This window comes from Planktothrix sp. PCC 11201 (genome assembly GCF_900009135.1).
Lineage (GTDB): Bacteria > Cyanobacteriota > Cyanobacteriia > Cyanobacteriales > Microcoleaceae > Planktothrix.
Genome location: NZ_LT797701.1, coordinates 760,468 through 776,453 on the forward strand (window position 1 = coordinate 760,468; position 15,986 = coordinate 776,453).

14 protein-coding genes and 1 pseudogene are annotated in these 15,986 nt (G+C 39.8%); 7 read left to right on the forward strand and 8 right to left on the reverse strand.

Features of this window, described 5'->3' with window-relative positions; genetic code table 11:
• Positions 1–17 precede the first annotated feature (17 nt).
• A complete protein-coding gene (locus PL11201_RS13550) occupies positions 18–2,492 on the forward strand; it encodes an HD family phosphohydrolase (RefSeq protein WP_079679366.1) in 2,475 nt (824 codons plus the stop codon).
• Positions 2,493–2,530: 38 nt separating this feature from the next.
• Here PL11201_RS13550 and PL11201_RS13555 read toward each other — a convergent pair whose 3' ends face one another.
• The 3 genes from PL11201_RS13555 to rsmA all read right to left on the reverse strand — a co-directional run bounded on the left by PL11201_RS13555 (position 2,531) and on the right by rsmA (position 4,729).
• Positions 2,531–2,866, reverse strand: coding sequence for a DUF3082 domain-containing protein (locus PL11201_RS13555; protein WP_079679368.1), 336 nt, complete (start codon positions 2,864–2,866; stop codon positions 2,531–2,533).
• 3 nt (positions 2,867–2,869) lie between these two features.
• Positions 2,870–3,817, reverse strand: a complete 948-nt coding sequence (gene ispE, locus PL11201_RS13560) for a 4-(cytidine 5'-diphospho)-2-C-methyl-D-erythritol kinase (RefSeq protein ID WP_079679370.1) — start codon at positions 3,815–3,817, stop codon at positions 2,870–2,872.
• 75 nt (positions 3,818–3,892) lie between these two features.
• Positions 3,893–4,729, reverse strand: a complete 837-nt coding sequence (gene rsmA, locus PL11201_RS13565; protein ID WP_079679372.1) for a 16S rRNA (adenine(1518)-N(6)/adenine(1519)-N(6))-dimethyltransferase RsmA — start codon at positions 4,727–4,729, stop codon at positions 3,893–3,895.
• Between the two features lie 161 nt (positions 4,730–4,890).
• Here rsmA and PL11201_RS13570 point away from each other — a divergent pair, with 161 nt between their 5' ends.
• The 3 genes from PL11201_RS13570 to PL11201_RS13580 all read left to right on the forward strand — a co-directional run bounded on the left by PL11201_RS13570 (position 4,891) and on the right by PL11201_RS13580 (position 7,432).
• Positions 4,891–5,997: a tetratricopeptide repeat protein gene (locus PL11201_RS13570; RefSeq protein ID WP_144017751.1), complete on the forward strand. Its 1,107-nt coding sequence runs from the start codon at positions 4,891–4,893 to the stop codon at positions 5,995–5,997.
• A gap of 125 nt (positions 5,998–6,122) precedes the next feature.
• Positions 6,123–6,743, forward strand: coding sequence for a L,D-transpeptidase (locus PL11201_RS13575; protein ID WP_079679375.1), 621 nt, complete (start codon positions 6,123–6,125; stop codon positions 6,741–6,743).
• A gap of 131 nt (positions 6,744–6,874) precedes the next feature.
• Positions 6,875–7,432 carry a hypothetical protein gene (locus PL11201_RS13580; RefSeq protein WP_144017752.1) on the forward strand — a complete coding sequence of 186 codons (558 nt, stop codon included), beginning with the start codon at positions 6,875–6,877 and terminating at the stop codon, positions 7,430–7,432.
• 88 nt (positions 7,433–7,520) lie between these two features.
• Here PL11201_RS13580 and PL11201_RS13585 read toward each other — a convergent pair whose 3' ends face one another.
• Positions 7,521–8,249: a site-2 protease family protein gene (locus PL11201_RS13585; protein WP_079679378.1), complete on the reverse strand. Its 729-nt coding sequence runs from the start codon at positions 8,247–8,249 to the stop codon at positions 7,521–7,523.
• 48 nt (positions 8,250–8,297) lie between these two features.
• Here PL11201_RS13585 and PL11201_RS13590 point away from each other — a divergent pair, with 48 nt between their 5' ends.
• Positions 8,298–9,410, forward strand: a complete 1,113-nt coding sequence (locus PL11201_RS13590) for an IS630 family transposase (RefSeq protein ID WP_079678737.1) — start codon at positions 8,298–8,300, stop codon at positions 9,408–9,410.
• A 10-nt stretch (positions 9,411–9,420) separates the two neighbouring features.
• On the opposite strand, the pseudogene PL11201_RS13595 reads toward PL11201_RS13590, so the two are convergent.
• The 4 genes and pseudogenes from PL11201_RS13595 to PL11201_RS13610 form a co-directional block, all read right to left on the reverse strand.
• Positions 9,421–9,831, reverse strand: a pseudogene (locus tag PL11201_RS13595) (M50 family metallopeptidase); the annotation flags it as partial.
• Positions 9,832–9,996: 165 nt separating this feature from the next.
• A complete protein-coding gene (locus PL11201_RS13600; protein WP_079679381.1) occupies positions 9,997–10,455 on the reverse strand; it encodes a type II toxin-antitoxin system YhaV family toxin in 459 nt (152 codons plus the stop codon).
• A 14-nt stretch (positions 10,456–10,469) separates the two neighbouring features.
• On the reverse strand, positions 10,470–11,159 hold the full coding sequence (locus tag PL11201_RS13605) for a hypothetical protein (protein ID WP_079679383.1): 690 nt from the start codon (positions 11,157–11,159) through the stop codon (positions 10,470–10,472).
• Positions 11,160–11,349: 190 nt separating this feature from the next.
• On the reverse strand, positions 11,350–12,336 hold the full coding sequence (locus PL11201_RS13610) for an NAD-dependent epimerase (RefSeq protein WP_079679385.1): 987 nt from the start codon (positions 12,334–12,336) through the stop codon (positions 11,350–11,352).
• A 111-nt stretch (positions 12,337–12,447) separates the two neighbouring features.
• Here PL11201_RS13610 and PL11201_RS13615 point away from each other — a divergent pair, with 111 nt between their 5' ends.
• Together PL11201_RS13615 and PL11201_RS13620 are read left to right on the forward strand one after the other, a co-directional pair.
• Positions 12,448–14,994, forward strand: a complete 2,547-nt coding sequence (locus PL11201_RS13615) for a CHAT domain-containing protein (RefSeq protein WP_079679387.1) — start codon at positions 12,448–12,450, stop codon at positions 14,992–14,994.
• A 142-nt stretch (positions 14,995–15,136) separates the two neighbouring features.
• Positions 15,137–15,967: a DUF928 domain-containing protein gene (locus tag PL11201_RS13620; RefSeq protein ID WP_234996691.1), complete on the forward strand. Its 831-nt coding sequence runs from the start codon at positions 15,137–15,139 to the stop codon at positions 15,965–15,967.
• Positions 15,968–15,986 lie beyond the last annotated feature (19 nt).

The window sequence follows — 15,986 nt, forward strand, 5'->3', positions numbered from 1 at the left end:
ATCTAGTTTCCAAGCAGATGAATACGCTCCATAGTCTGACGCAACAGATTGAACGGCTTTGTCGCCGCGCCCATTTCGCCTCGCCTCCTACACAGCCTTCACCCACGAAGCTATCTGGTTCCAACCCTTCATTGTTAAATCGTCAACCCCGAAAAGTCAAAAAAAAATTTAGTTCCCTCACCAGTCCAAGCTTTTTTCTGGTGAGTGTGGTTTCCCTAACCAGCGTTATCGGCGTTCGATTTTACAACCAACCCAAATTAGATGTCGGTCGCATTGCCGAGGAAACCATTAACGCCCCCTGGGATGCCAGTGTTCCTGACCTGAAAACCACCGATGAAAAACGCAAAGCCTCTGAAATTGGTGCCATTCCCGTTTTAGTGATTGACGGTGCCGTTAATCAAGATATTGAGCAAACCATTCAAAAGGTATTAGCCCAGGGGACATCTATCCGCAATATCGCCGAACCTTTTCCATTTGTGAATACGGGAATTTTATCCACGGAAGTTCAGCATTACTTGCGCGGGGTTCCAGAACGAGAATGGCAAGATTTAATCGCCCAAGTTGAACAGGTGAGTGTACAAATTCCCTCAACTACCCCACCAAAAACTCCAAATAAAAAAAACCCGACAAAATTTACCGATTGGCAAGAAGCCAATTTAGTCGAAATTCGCCAACACACCCTCACACAATTACAGGCTTACCGTCAGGGAACCACCCCGGTTGAATTTTCACAATTATTATCCGATGTGACCCAAGCCCGTTGGCAATATGCCGCATCATTAAATGCCTTTTCTCAGGAATCCTCTATTGATCAAACAGTCTTTTATAGTGAGTCCATCTTTAGCTGGTCTGAGCAAATTTGGTTACAAACCCAACAAGGAATTGCTCAAATTACCGAGGAGATGTTAGCCCAGGGGATTGCTCCTGGCGTACCCGATGAAATTCTGAAAAAAGCCATTGAAGTCCATGTTAAATATACGATTCCTTTAGAAACTCAATTATTTGCGACTAATTTGTTAGATCAAGTTTTGAAAGCAAATTTAGTTAAAGATCCCGAAGCCACCCGTCGTCGAGCAGAGTTGGTTGCACAAAAAATTGAACCTGTTTTAGTCAATATTAATAAGGGAGAAGTTATTGTTAACAAAGGACAAAAAATTACTCAACGGGATTTTGTCTTACTGGATTATTTTGGTTTGAGTGAACGGGGAATTAATTCAAAAGGATTAATTAAGTTAGTGGGGTTAGTTAGTGCCGGAGTTGGAATTGTTTTATTGGTTGAGTGGAGATTTCATCGGGGCTTACGTCGTCGAGATCGGCTTTTATTATTACTGCTAACCCTGAGTACGCCGATTATTATTTTGTTGAAATTACCTCTGATTAATTTACCTGCGGTGGGGTTATTGGTGGGCAGTTTTTATGGCTCGGCTGTGGGGGTAACGGTTGTGGGTTTACTTTCAATTTTATTGCCGATTGGGATGGAAATTGATAGCTTTCATTTGTTAGCAAGTGTTGTAGGGGGATTAGTCGGAAGTCTTTTGGCGGGACAATCTCGGAGTCGAGAAGAATTAGCGTTACTAGGATTAGAGGTGGGAATTGCTCAAGGTGCTGTTTACTTAATTTTTAATTTGATGGCGAGTGCCACGGCCGGATCAATTTGGTATATCATGCTCAAGATTGTGGGATTACAAGTATTAGAAGGAGTGGCTTGGAGTATTGTTGCCTTGGGGTTAAGTCCCTATTTAGAACATCTGTTTGATTTAATTACCCCGATTCGATTAGCGGAGTTAGCAAATCCCAATCGACCGTTATTAAAAAAATTAGCGACCGTAGCGCCTGGAACGTTTCAACATACAATGTTTGTGGCAACTTTAGCCGAAGCCGCCGCTCAAGAATTGGGCTGTAATGTGGAATTGGTCAGAACGGGAACTTTATATCATGATATTGGAAAAATGCACGACCCTTTAGGATTTATTGAAAATCAAATGGGGGGAACGAATAAACATGATACGATTGATGACCCTTGGAAAAGTGCCAAAATTATTAAAAAGCACGTTAGTGAGGGGTTAGTAATGGCGAAAAAATATCGTTTACCCAAAGCAATTCAAGCGTTTATTCCTGAACATCAAGGCAGTATGCAGATTGCCTATTTCTATTATCACGCCCAACAACTGGCTAAAGAAAATCCTGAATTGGAAGTCCGGGAAGATGATTTTCGCTATGATGGGCCGATTCCCCAATCGAAAGAAACGGGTATTGTCATGTTAGCAGATTCCTGTGAGGCGGCATTGCGATCGCTCAAAGATGCCACCCACGAAGAAGCATTAAATATGGTGAATAAAATATTAAAGGCTCGATGGCAAGATAATCAATTAATTGATTCGGGTTTAACCCGGGCAGAAATGGCAAAAATTGCTGAAATCTTTGTGCGGGTTTGGGAACAAGTTAATCATAAACGGATTGCTTATCCAAAAGCCGCACTCAGTTGTCGATAATCTTATTCCCTATTCCCTGTTCCCTTCTATACTATTTTTCAACCATTAGAGGAAGGAATCTTAGGTTTAATTAACCGTTGAATACTAACGTAAAAAGCTAATCCGATTAATCCTACGGCCAGGAAAGAAAATAAAACCGTTCCCATCGTCAATACACCAACCACCAGAGTCCTAACGGCTGCTGACATTTGGATCACGGTAAAATTCTCAGAATGGATAGGTTTGGCTGCAAACTTTCCAGAAATATTATGGGTTAAATTATAAAGACCGAAGGCAATGGCGGCATAAATCCCCGCATTACTAATACAACGGAATAAATTAACTGAATCCGTTTTTGAGGAAATTTCGGAGGTTTTAGGAGTATTTTGAGTCATGGTTTATAATTGGGCTAAACGAATACCAGTGGAGACAAATTTTGCAGTCCAAAACTCTAATTCCGGGTTAGCTATTTGGGTTTTAACTGCTTCTAAAACCCGTAATGCTTCGGCTTCAGATTCGGTTAAGGCGAAAACCGTTGGCCCGGAACCGGACATCATGGTTCCCAGAACCCCCTGGGACTCAAAGGCTTGTCGCAGTTCCAGGACTTGGGGATGTTCGGGTAAGGCAACTTTCTCTAAATCATTGTGCAGTAATTTACCAATTTCCGCGCCATTTCCGTGCATAATGGCAGAAACCATTGGCCCCGAATGGACTCGGTGTTGACGAGTTTCTAAATCTTCAGCTTGGGAAATATAGGTCTGGCTAAACTGTTGACGATAGGTTTTATAGGCCCAAATCGTAGAAATTCCCAAGTTCCGATATTTGGCTAAAACCACATACAAATGATCTAAATTTTTCAGGGGAGAAAGTTCTTCCCCCCGTCCGGTAGCTAAGGCTGTTCCTCCTTGAATACAAAAGGGAACATCGGAACCAATTTGAGCCCCTAATACTTCTAATTCGCTTTGAGTTAAGCCCAATTGCCACATCAGATCTAAACCTACTAAAACCGCCGCTGCATCGGTGGAACCTCCGGCTAACCCTGCGGCAATGGGAATATTTTTTTTGATGTTAATTTCTACTCCCCCAAATTGTGCCATAGCCTCGGGGAATTGTTTAGCTAATAACGCCGCCGCTCGATAGGCTAAATTGGTGTGATCATTAGGAACTTCTGCATGATCACAACGGACACTAATGGTGTCAATTCCAATCGATTGAATATCAATTTGATCAGCTAAACTGATACTTTGTAACACCATCGCCAGTTCGTGATATCCGTCGGGGCGATCGCCTATAATCTCTAAGTAAAGGTTGATTTTTGCCGGAGCAATTAAAGAATAGGAACGCATTTTTATTCGGAATTAGGATAGATAGACGCGCCGTGGCACGTCTCTACAGGGGGGAAGGAAATAGATAGACTGTTTTTAATCAGTGACTAAATCCGTTATTTCCATCAAGTTAGCTAAATTAACCCATTGTTCAACGCTGAGGTCTTCGGCGCGAACTTGGGGGTTAATCTCTAATTGTTCCAGTAATTGGGTTAATTGATCTCGACTGATCACACTTTGTAAATTATTTCTTAACATTTTTCGTTTACTGGAAAATCCTAATTTGAGTAAGGTTTCCAAATATTGGGGGTTGGTGGCGGGATGGGCAATGGCACGGGGACTTAAACGCAACACCGCAGAATCGACTTTTGGGGCTGGATAAAAGGCCTTGGCGGGGACATCACAGATATATTCACAGTTAGCCAAATATTGGACTCGCACCGACAACGCCCCAAAGGTTTTAGACCCAGCATTGGCCGTGATTCGTTGGGCGACTTCTTTTTGAACTAACAGGACAATTAATTCATAAGGGTGAGGATTAGGCTCAGAAATCGTTCCTAACAATTGTTCAACAATCGGCCCAGTAATATTATAGGGAATATTGGCAACGACTTTATTCGGATTTTGAAACTTAGGAAAACCCTGGAGTTGACCCTGAATATCTAAGGTCAAAATATCCCCTTCTAGTAATAAAAAATTATCCCGATTACCGAATCTTTTAACTAGATTTTGAGATAAATCCCGATCAATTTCCACCGCCACAACCGACCGAGCTACCGATAATAATTGCGTGGTTAAAATCCCAGTTCCTGGGCCAATTTCCAAGAGACAATCCGATGGGGATAATAGGGCAGATTTAACAATTTTACTCAGGGCTTTTTCACTGCGTAACCAATGTTGAGCGAATTGTTTGCGGGGTTGGGGCGATCGCATATAAATAATTAAATAAAAGGAATTACGAATTACGAATGGGGAAATCCGATCAACCGGATAGCTTCACAAATGGCCCGAAGTATGTCAGTATCAATTTCACCCCTAACCATCGGTTAGGAACTCCTGTGACAACTCGCTCAACTTCTCACACAAAATAGGCCGTGTCAAATCGAACTCAATTATTAATCAGTAGTGTATTTATGGCTGTGATTGCCATAAGTACACCCCAAATTGCTCAAGCTACGGAAATTGTAGCTCAAGCCAACCCCCAAGCTAACAAACAGCTTAATGATTTGTTAGAACAGGGTCGGAAGTTGGTGGATTCGGGAGATGTGGAAAATGCCATTAGCATCTATACCCAGGCCGTTACTTTAGATCCTAGAAACCCGAAAATTTATTCTGGGATTGCCTACCTAGAAGCATTACGCGGTAACTTCCAAGTAGCAGCCCAATATTATCAAAACGCCTTAATCCTAGAACCCAATAATGCTGATTTTCAGTACGGTTTAGGGTTTACCCTCGCCAATTTACAACAATATGATGCGGCGGCGGACGCCTATCGTCGAGCCACAATGCTCAAACGAGACAATATCCAAGCTCACCAGGGATTAGCAGCCACCCTATTTCGCAAAGGGGACTATGCCGGGGCAATCCGAGCCTATCAAACCCTCCTGACCGTTGATCCGAGGAATTGGCAAGCCTATTCCGCCATGGGCATGGCGTTTCTGAAGCAAGAGAATGTGATGAAGGCTTTAGAAGTGCTACAACAGGCGGAGATGTTAGCCCCGAATGAAGCCAGTATCCAGATTAAATTGGGGGCCGCTTTACTCAAATATGGCGATCGCAATGGCGGAATTGCAGCCTTTGAAAAAGCCGCCCAACTCGCCCCCCGGGATGGCGATGTGCAATTCCAAATCGGTGAAATTTTCAAGGTGGAACAGAACTTTGAAGCCGCCAGCCAAGCCTATGAACGGGCTTTAGCCTTAAAACCGACCCTGATGGCAGCCAATGCAGCCCTAGGGGAAATTCAACTGGCGAAAGAAGATTATGTCGGGGCAATTATTAGTTATCGTCGGGTGATTGAAAATAATCCCGAGGATGCCGGAGCCCACTTTAATATGGGAATGGCCCTCAAAGGTCGGGGAAGTCGGGAGTCACAGGCGATCACATTTTTCCAAAAAGCCCTGGAACTTTATCAACAACAAGGAAATACTGAAGGGGTGCAAAAAGCCCAAGCTGCCTTAAAGGAATTGCAAAAGAAAAAGTAAATAGAAAACCGGGGCAGTAACTCGCTGCTGCCCTGCTATGATACTTTTCAATTAAGGAACAGTTTGATTTTTACCCAGTCGTATTTTGTAAATACTAAATATTATTTCTAAGTGAGGAGTCAAATATGACCATCAAAGTCAGCGCTCAAAGTTTATCTCAATATTTGATTAGCGCTGGTATCGCAATAGCCACGTTATTTTTAGGGGGACAGCAACCCGGTACCGCCCAAACCGCCCCTGCCACGGAAACCCTGAGTGCGGCTTCCTCTACCCCCATGCCGATTATTCCGAGTCAGTCCCTCAACCCCATGGTTCCCCCCTTGGATAACCCGGGCTTGTTTTTGCCCTCCTTAGAACAGCCCAAGCGTGTAATTTTACGGTTAGGTCAGCGCCGGGTTTATCTCTATCAAGGAGAACAGGTGATTGCCAGTTATCCGGTGGCAGTGGGGAAAGAGGGATGGGAAACCCCAACCGGGAATTTTAAAGTCATGCAAAAAATTGAAAACCCGGTTTGGCAAGATCCCTGGACGGGAGAAGTCCGTTCTCCCGGGCCAAATACAGCCTTGGGATTGCGTTGGATTGGCTTCTGGACAGATGGAAAAGATTCAATTGGATTCCATGGCACCCCCACGGTAAACTCCATCGGACAGGCAGCTTCCCATGGCTGTGTGCGGATGCGAAATGAGGATGTTGTTGCCTTATTTGAACAGGTTGATGTCGGAACTCCGGTTATTGTTGAACCTTAATCTAGTTTAGATATTATTGAGATTTTGGGGAATCAGGGAATGTTAAAGTCTCTCCTGATTCCTTTTTTTATTGTCTCTCAAGGGCAGATTAGGGTTATGATTTGGAAATCAATACTCATTCAAGGGGAAGAATGATGGTGCGGAAACGTCTTTCCGATATGGTACGCCAGGAAACGGAAAAAAGTTCAACGGCTGAAGTGGAAATTGTCCCGAATGAAAGTGTGGTGGTGACTGAATCAACCGCCTCACCTACAACATCGGTGATACAACCGGACTTAGAGGAGAAAATTGTTGAGTTGAAATCGGCTTTAGAAACGGTTCAAAATCAAGAGCGATCGCTTCAAGAAAAAATATTACAATTACAAGCGGAATTAAACGACAGAAATCAATTTATTGCTCGGATGAAAACTGAAATTCAAGAAGCGGATTTAAAAGGAAAATTACAAAAAGCTCAAGATGCAGCCTTACAATTATCTGAGGTGAATTCTAAATTAATTGCGGAATTGAAAACCCTAAAACAAGAAAATGAATCGTTGAAAACAGCCTTGGAACCCAAAGCTCAACCTTTACCTTTGCCCCCGAAAGCGATCGAAAAACCCAAAGCCCATCCATTAGCCCGTCGTCCCTATTCTTCCACATCTCAACCCGTTTCCGGTGAGGATTTTTCTGATAGCACTTGGTTACTTTAGATCCCTATAGCAATCCTAAATGATTGGTGATAAATATAAGGGCGAGAAAACCTCGCCCCTACAATGACGATGATAAATCGGTTAATATCTAAGCGGGATTAGCTTGCAAAGATTCATCTAACAGACGACGAATTGATGCTTTTTCAATAAACCCCACTAACACCCCATTCCGAACAACTGGGACTTCATTTAACTGTTGTTGTTCCAGTAAATTCACGACTTCTAATAGGGATTGTTTAGCATCAATGATTGTTGTGAATTCAACGGGTTTCATGACTGTTTCAATATGAGTTAACGGCCATTGCGCGGTGGGAATAAGTTTAAGGTCATCTCCGCTAATTTGACCGACTAATTTGCCTACTTCATTGATGACTAAAAATTGTTGAATTGCAGGTTTCCCAATAATATAATCATTGACAAAGTTTCTTAATGAAATGTCTTGAGAAACCACGGAATTTTGATTCACTAAAGCATCCTCGGCGGTAAAACCCGATAATTTATTCCGCAGCTTGGCATCTTTGGCTAAAATCCCGGCATTACTAAATACAAACCACCCAATCAAAATTGTCCAGAAATTAGGAGACCCACCGGAGGTTAACAGAGGTAAAAATCCCAAGGAAATTCCGATTAAACCTAATCCTTGACCCGCCCGACTGGCAAAGATAGTCCCCTGATATTGATTCCCGGTAATTTTCCAAACCAACGCCTTGAGAATATTCCCACCATCAAGGGGTAAACCAGGAATTAAATTAAAGACCGCTAAGGCTAAATTAACATAAGCTAAAAGATTTACTAAAGCCGATAAGCTGTTAAGCATCTAAATAGGGTATAATGAAAAACTAAGTTTAGAAAAATCAATAAAAATATGCCTGCTAAAAATCACTTAAATGAAAAGCAAGTAGAGAAACTACAGAAAAGATTGAAAGAGGAAGAAAATGGACAAATTAGAGAAAGAATCTTGATTCTACTATTGCTAAATGATGGTAAAAAACAAAGTGAAATTGCCAATTTTTTGGGATGTTCAATAAATAAAGTATGTTATTGGTGTGTACATGGAGATCCGGACAAGTTAGAAAGCCTAAAAGATGAAAGAATGAAAGGAAATTATAGAAAAGCCACAGATAAATATATAGAGATATTATTAGAAACTGTAGAAAAAGAACCGGAAGAATTAGGATATGAATTTGGGAGATGGACAGGAGAAAGATTGGCAACTTATTTAGAACAAATCACAGAAATAAAATTAAGTGGTTCACAAGTGAGAAGGATATTAAAGAAAAAAAAGTATGTTTACTTGTGGGCAAAGTATAGCTTGGAAGAGAAAAGAGATCCAGAAAAAAGGAAATTATTTAAAAATAAAATAGAAGAGTATTTAAAAATAACAAAAGAAAGTCCAGAACAATTACAGGTATGGTTTTGGGATGAAAGTGGATTTAATTTAAGAGTAATAAAAAGAAAGAACTGGTGTAAAAAAGGAAAGAGGAGAAAGATTAGAGGAGACAGAAGAAAAGGAAAAGTTAATGTTATGGGAGGATTGAGGTACTCGGACAAAAAAAGATTTGTAGAATTTCTGGATAAAGGGAATGCAAATAATTTTTATCAAGTGTTAAAAAGTTTTTATCAAGAGCTAATTCATGAGTGGGTATTAGCGGGAAATCAAGCAGAAGAATTTGTAGAAAAAGGAGCCAAGATTGTCATTATTCTTGATAATGCAAGTTTTCACAAAAAAGAAGAATACCTAGAAAAAATCAAAGCAGAAATGCCGAATATCTATTTAGAATTTCTTCCAGAATATAGTCCAGATTATAATTTAATTGAATTGGTCTGGCATTCAGCTAAAGAATATATTGCTAATCGACTCTTTAAATCAGTTGATGAGCTAGAGTGTTTATTGCATCAGCTTTTAAATGAGGGACAGTTATCTATTAAATGGGGACGTAAACTTAAAAACAAAGGTAATGCTATAATCACAGTTTAAATGCACAACAGCTTAAAGCACCCGTTACTATCAAATAGGAGCCAATAAAATGCAACCCCAAAAATAATAATAAACTGACTAAAGGCCCGGCAATGGCAATCCAAAAAGCCCCGGCGGGTGTTTTCGCTTCTTGGTCTAACCCGGCTAATCCCCCAAATAAAAATAACGTAATAGATTTAACCTGAATTCCTTGTTTGATTGCTACAAAACTATGTCCTAATTCATGGGCTAAAACCGAAGCAAATAGGAGTAATGCGGCAATTAATCCGAGGAATAATGACAGTCCTAAACCTAATTGGGGAAATTGAGACCCCAAATTCCCCCCATAACTGAGGGTCATTAATCCCAGAATCAGAAACCAAGAAAGGTTAATATAAAATGGGATACCGAATAAATTACCGACGCGAATAGAGCCATTCATGTTGGCTACCTCTTATTAATTATCCAGAAGTAGATTCAACCTCTGGTCTTTTATAAACCTATTGTAACGAATTGTAAACAAACTTGGCAATCTCCTCTAGGTTGTATATACCAACCTATCAAGTACGGTTTTCCGCTTTTACAATACCGTCACTATCTTTATTCTTCAAAATTCTTCAAAGTTTCCAATAGAGGAATCTTCTACAAGTTCTTTAAAACTATCTGGAAACTTTCCACTTTCAACCATTTTAGTAAAAACCGTATAGCAATCCTTTTTATCTCCTTGTTTTCGAGGAAACCCTAACCATAAAATAACAATTTCTTTTTCATCTTCATTATACTTAAAAAATAACCTATGTCGCTTCTCTAGGCCCATCTTTTTCACCCGTTTATAATTAGACAAATCACCATGTAGTTGAAAATAGGTGGCAGTTGGATCTGCGGGAATGATCTCTGTTATTAGTCTTATTAATGATTTTAGCAACTTGACTTCCGGGTGTTTAGCAAATTCATCTGGGTTTCGCTTTGATTCTAACTTCTTTACCCTAGAAACTAATTCATTATAATATCCTAAAAAAGCGGGATGAAAGTAGATTTTACACCCATTACAAAGTAGAAAGTTCATAGTGTTTGATCTGCTTAAATCCCCTTAAGAAGTTGATTCAACTCCAAATTCATTTCCTCTGTATAAGGAACCAAATTATCATGATTTTTTTTAACATCCTCATTTATAAAGTTAAGAAATTCGCGACAATGACCATCATCTAAAAATAACTTTTCGTCTTCAGGATCATCAGCGTTAACCACAGCATTTATAAACTTTGAAGCAGTTTTAAATAAATGAAAATAAACTTTCTTAAAGGGAGGTAAATAACCAGAGTTTTTCTTATCGTTAAGCAAACCTTCGACTAAAATATCTGGTTTAAGTAATGCCAGTGAGGTAGTTAGTTCCTCAAAGTTTTCTCTCTGTTTACAGGGAAGATCGCACCAATACTGTTCAACAATTTCTATCAAAATTAAATTAATAGCCACCAGTATTTCAAGTTGACGCTTAAGCTTTTTATTGATTTTACGAATATTTTTTGTTCTAAGAGGGCGGATACTTCTGCAAAGCTCGGTTTGAAGAGCTAGTAAGCGATTTCTTTTCTTAAAAAAGGGTTCAACCTCTTTTATTTTTTTTCTATACACACCAGGGTTTGCAGCTAGTTCTGTTATGCACTGATGATCTTCTGCTTCAACAACATTAGAGTTAAAACAACGCTCAAACAAATCTATCAAAGATTTTGGAATCTTTTGGAGTTCGTTTTCCCGCTCTATTATTGTAGTCACTTGGTTTAAAGGTTCCTTGCAATGACATTCAGAGTTGGCATCTTTTTCTATGCACTATTCCCAGAGTATAGAAAAGTGCAGGCACTTCCATAATAGCATTCTATATTGAAGTATTGCAACTATTCGTGAAAAATCTTGCCATTTTGGGTAAAACAGCATACTCGCGAATAACGCTACAGTAATTTTCGACTTAAACCTGATAATAGGAGCGATACCATTCTACAAAGCGTTGGACTCCGACTTCTATAGAAGTATTGGGTTGAAAGTTGATATCTTGAATTAAAGCATCGACATCCGCATAGGTTATAGGGACATCTCCGGGTTGAATGGGCATGAAATTTTTGATTGCGGGTTTACCCAATGCCGTTTCTAAGACTTCAATCAAATGTAATAATTCAATCGGTTGATTATTCCCGATATTATAAAGTTTATAGGGTGCGTTTGTATGTGGGTTTTCACCGGATTGGGGAATTCTATCTAATGTTCTAATTACTCCTTCTACGATATCGTCAATATAGGTAAAATCCCGCTGCATTTTGCCATAGTTAAACACATCAATGGGTTTTTCTTCGAGAATGGCTTTGGTGAAAATAAACATCGCCATATCAGGACGATACCAAGGCCCATAAACAGTGAAAAATCGTAATCCTGTCATCGGAATATGATATAAATGACTGTAGCTGTGGGCGATTAATTCATTAGATTTTTTGGTTGCTGCATATAAACTAATCGGATAATCTACATTATCTTCTACTGAAAACGGTATTTTTTTATTTGCCCCATAAACGGAACTGGAAGACGCATAAACTAAATGTTTAATTGGGGAATAGCGACACCCTTCTAAAATATTGATAAACCCCACTAGGTTACTATTAATATAAGCATAGGGATTTTTTAAAGAATATCTTACCCCGGCTTGGGCAGCAAGATGGGCAACTTGTTCAAAATTTCCCTGAACAAATAACTGATTGATTCCCTCTCTATCCGCTAAATCTAGTTTTTGAAAGGAAAATCCTGTTCGGTTTTTTAACTGTTCTAAACGGGCTTGTTTCAGAGAAACATCATAATAATCACTGAGATTATCAATTCCGATGATGGTGTCCCCTCGGTCTAACAAACGTTGACACAGGTGAAATCCAATAAATCCCGCCACCCCGGTCACTAATAAGTTAGCCATTTTTCCCCATATAAACTTCAATAACGAAAAGAAAAACAATAACTGATCCTGTTAGAATCAATTCATTATTGTAGTATAGCAGAGAACGGGAAATAGAGAAAGAGGTTAATTATGTTAAATAAAGGTTTAATGAGTTTAGGAATTTTACCCATTGTATTATTCAATAATTTTACCCTGAATTTGGGCAATTTTCAACCGCCAACAAATAACACTATTGTTCAAAATAATACCCAGGATACAACGGCTTTATTTCAACAGGGAAAACAATATTACAATCAGGGACAATATATTGACGCGGCTGAAATTTTACAACGGGCAATTTTAGGTTTTTCTCAACAGGGAGATCGGGTGAATCAAGCGATCGCTTTAAGTAACCTCTCTTTGGTCTTTCAGCAATTAGGACAATGGCAGAAAGCCGAAAAAACCCTGGAAGAAAGTTTGGGATTGATTCAGGATTCATCTTTTTCTAAACAACCTTTAATTCTAGCTCAAATCTTAGATATTCAAGGTCAATTACAACTAACAACAGGACAGCCTGAACAAGCTATTAAAACCTGGAAACAAGCCTTTAAACTCTATGCTGAAGCAGGAAATTGGTTAGGAAAAATTACCAATCAAATTAATCAATCAATTGCTTTACAAAGTTTAGGACTTTATCGACAATCTTTAAAAACCTTAACAGAAGTCAACGAAACTCTAAAATCACAACCGGATTCTTTAATTAAAGCAACGGCTTTATTGAGTTTGGGAAATACCTTAAAACAGGTGGGAGATTTAACAACTTCTGAAAAGGTTTTAAAACAAAGTTTAGAATTAGCTAAAACCTTAAATAACTGGCAGTTATTAAGTCAAGTTTATTTGAGTTTAGCCAATCTTAATCGCAGTCAAAATAATTTGGATCTGGCTTTAAACTATTATCAAAATGCCACCAAAATTGCTCCCGATGCCTCGGGAAAAATCCAAGCCCTAATTAATCAATATAGTTTACTGATTGACTTAAACAAACAAACGGAAGCTGAAACTTTGTCAAATCAAATTCAATCTTTTCTGCCACAAGTTCCCGTCAGTCGGAGTTCAATTTATGCTAAAGTTAATTTTAGTAATTATTTAATCAAAGCTGAAAAAAAATCAGAGGGTAATTTTTCTGAAGTGATTGCCCTGATTAATACGGCAATTCAAGATGCTAAAAATCTACAGGATTTGCGAGCAGAATCCTACGCATTAGGAAGTTTGGGCAAGTTTTATGAACAAAATCAACAACCCTTAAAAGCCCAAGAGTTAACGGAAAAAGCATTGCTAATTGCCCAATCTATTAATGCCTCCGATATTGCCTATCAATGGCAATGGCAGTTAGGAAGACTGCTCAAACAACAAAATCACAAAAACGAAGCGATCACCGCCTATACAGAAGCCGTTAATAACCTAAAATCCCTGAGAAAAGACCTAGTATCCATTGACCAAAATGTGCAGTTTTCCTTTCGGGAAAGTGTGGAACCTGTCTATCGAGAATTAGTCGATTTAATTTTACAATCTCCCACCCAGGAAAACCTGAAAATCGCCCGGGAACTGATAGAATCCCTACAGGTCGCAGAACTCGATAACTTTTTCCAAGAAGCCTGTTTAGATCAAAAAATTAAACCCCAACAAATTGATCAAATCGATTCCCAAGCCGCCGTAATTTATCCGATTATTTTAGCGAATCGATTAGAAGTAATTATCTCAATTCCTGGTAAACCCTTACAACAGTATTCCACCACAATTCCTCAAGAACAAGTTGAAAATATCCTGCGGAAATTACGACTATCTTTCCAACCGATTTTTTCCACAAAAGAGCGGATAGAATTATCTCAACAGGTTTATGAATGGCTGATTCGTTCAGCCGAACAGGATCTCAAAAATAATTCGATTAAAACCTTGGTTTTTGTCTTAGATGGTTCCCTGCGGAATATCCCCATGGCTGCCCTATATGATGGTAAAAAATATCTCGTTGAAAACTATAATCTAGCCCTAACCCCCGGTTTACAACTCCTGGCTTCTCGCTCCCTAAAACCGAATCAACTACAAACCTTAACCGTCGGATTAAGTGAAGCTCGCCAAGGATTTTCCGCCTTACCTGCGGTTGCCTCGGAAATTCAACAAATTCAGGAAAATATTCCCACAAAAGTTTTATTGAATCAACAATTTACCCGGGATGCCGTTGAACAACAAATTCAAAAAAACGCCTTTCCTATCGTACATTTAGCCACCCATGGACAATTTAGTTCTAAAGCCGAAGATACATTTTTATTAACTTGGGAAAGTCGAATTAATGTTAAAGATTTAGATTATCTGCTTCGTAGTCGCCAACCCGGAGAACAAAACCCTGTGGAATTACTGGTTTTGAGTGCCTGCGAAACCGCCACCGGAGATCAACGAGCCGCTTTAGGGTTAGCGGGGGTAGCCGTGCGTTCGGGGGCGCGGAGTACCTTGGCGACCTTATGGCAAGTTAATGATACCTCCACCGCCTCCTTGATGGCACAATTCTATCAAGAATTAATACGGCCCCAAGTCACTAAATCCCAAGCCCTGCGCCAAGCCCAGTTAAAACTGTTACAGCAGCCTGAATATCAAGATCCCTATTATTGGGCTCCCTTTGTTTTAGTAGGAAATTGGCAGTGAATTTGTGACTCTGACCGTAGGTTATTAAAGATTTAATTGCGTTTGCTATCCTGGTTTTTAGATAGGTTTTTGATAAAATTAAAATATTAGTGCATCACCCGGGACAAATTCATCTCAGACCAGTCCCGTTGAATCTGATTCCATGATTTATTGGTATTCTTTGGAGACTTATACTTTTATGCCTCGGAAACATTTGCACCAACATTGGATTAGCCTGTCTCTCCTTACCCTTGTGGGAGGAGCTTTTGTTCCCCAACTGTCTGTTATCGCCCAGCCTAACAGTGCTGAGGGCATCCGAATCAGTATGGCTTTTGAACCCCCAGCCGGGGAAGGAATGCCCAGCCGCACCGCCGGGGGAGGTTCTCGCGGTCAATGCCCTAATGTTGCCCAGGGAATCAACCCCCCCTTAATGGCTTTAGTTCCGGCTTTTTCGACTCAGCCGAATAGCAAACAAACGGATATTAAAGGGTTGACGGTGGCAGCAACTCCGACCTTCTTTTTTTATGTTCCCCCAATTCCGGCAACCAAAGCCGCTTTTAGTCTGAAAGATCAAAACAACAACGACATTTACCAAACCAATGTGGCGATTTCTGATCAACAGGGAATTGTTAGTATTGAAATTCCCAAAGACACCCCGCCCTTAAAAGTTGGTCAAACCTATCGTTGGTCATTTGGGGTAATTTGTAGTGCGGAAAATACCACCGAACCTAAAGTTGTGTTTGTGACTGGGGAAATCAAAAGAACCGAACCCGATGCCAGCTTAAAGGCAAAATTGCAACAAGCTAAACCCTTGGAACAGGCTAAAATTTATGCTGAAAATGGGATTTGGTTTGAGAGTTTAACCACCTTAGCCAAATTGCGTCAAACTCAACCAACCGATAGCAATTTAACTCAAGAATGGAAACAACTTTTGGAATCCGTTGGTTTAGAAACGATTGCCAATCAACCATTTGTAAATACCCTTGATCATTAATTAAGGTTAAACTCCCATG

Bases quoted from the DNA above. Each gene is read 5' to 3' on its own strand.
- PL11201_RS13550 (WP_079679366.1), top strand. From the start codon at position 18: ATGAATACGCTCCATAGTCTGACGCAACAGATTGAACGGCTTTGTCGC.
- PL11201_RS13555 (WP_079679368.1), bottom strand. From the start codon at position 2,866: ATGACTCAAAATACTCCTAAAACCTCCGAAATTTCCTCAAAAACGGAT.
- ispE (WP_079679370.1), bottom strand. From the start codon at position 3,817: ATGCGTTCCTATTCTTTAATTGCTCCGGCAAAAATCAACCTTTACTTA.
- rsmA (WP_079679372.1), bottom strand. From the start codon at position 4,729: ATGCGATCGCCCCAACCCCGCAAACAATTCGCTCAACATTGGTTACGC.
- PL11201_RS13575 (WP_079679375.1), top strand. From the start codon at position 6,123: ATGACCATCAAAGTCAGCGCTCAAAGTTTATCTCAATATTTGATTAGC.
- PL11201_RS13580 (WP_144017752.1), top strand. From the start codon at position 6,875: ATGATGGTGCGGAAACGTCTTTCCGATATGGTACGCCAGGAAACGGAA.
- PL11201_RS13585 (WP_079679378.1), bottom strand. From the start codon at position 8,249: ATGCTTAACAGCTTATCGGCTTTAGTAAATCTTTTAGCTTATGTTAAT.
- PL11201_RS13590 (WP_079678737.1), top strand. From the start codon at position 8,298: ATGCCTGCTAAAAATCACTTAAATGAAAAGCAAGTAGAGAAACTACAG.
- PL11201_RS13600 (WP_079679381.1), bottom strand. From the start codon at position 10,455: ATGAACTTTCTACTTTGTAATGGGTGTAAAATCTACTTTCATCCCGCT.
- PL11201_RS13610 (WP_079679385.1), bottom strand. From the start codon at position 12,336: ATGGCTAACTTATTAGTGACCGGGGTGGCGGGATTTATTGGATTTCAC.
- PL11201_RS13615 (WP_079679387.1), top strand. From the start codon at position 12,448: ATGTTAAATAAAGGTTTAATGAGTTTAGGAATTTTACCCATTGTATTA.
- PL11201_RS13620 (WP_234996691.1), top strand. From the start codon at position 15,137: ATGATTTATTGGTATTCTTTGGAGACTTATACTTTTATGCCTCGGAAA.